We start from the raw sequence: 262 nt of genomic DNA, 5'->3' as shown, positions 1-262 counted from the left end.
CTCGTCGCGCTGTTGGGGTTTCTCGGGCTCAATACGTATCTGAAGGACAAGACGCTGCAGGCGTTGGCGCCTTACTCGCAAGTCGTCAAGGTCGGGCCGGAGTCTGCGAATTTGACGATTTCGTTGCCTTGAGGGGCAGGCTTCGTTCCGGGCTGATGCTTCATCGAAAAAGGACCGCTCGGCGGTCTTTTTTCCTGTGGCGCTTGGCACGTTGCGCGCGTTGTCAGAGCAGGATGAACTCGTCGTTGTCGACGTAGAACAC

Annotated in this window: 1 pseudogene; it reads left to right on the top strand. The window is 57.6% G+C overall.

The annotated features are described in order from the left end of the window. A pseudogene (locus tag SB764_RS41615) lies at positions 1-132 on the top strand (DotU family type IV/VI secretion system protein); the annotation flags it as partial. Between the last annotated feature and the right edge of the window lie 130 nt (positions 133-262).

This window comes from Paraburkholderia sp. SIMBA_027, from assembly GCF_046535315.1.
In the GTDB taxonomy this organism is placed as follows: Bacteria; Pseudomonadota; Gammaproteobacteria; order Burkholderiales; family Burkholderiaceae; genus Paraburkholderia; species Paraburkholderia tropica.
The sequence above is the reverse complement of the archived record's forward strand: the minus strand, read 5'-3'. Positions and strand labels throughout refer to the sequence as shown.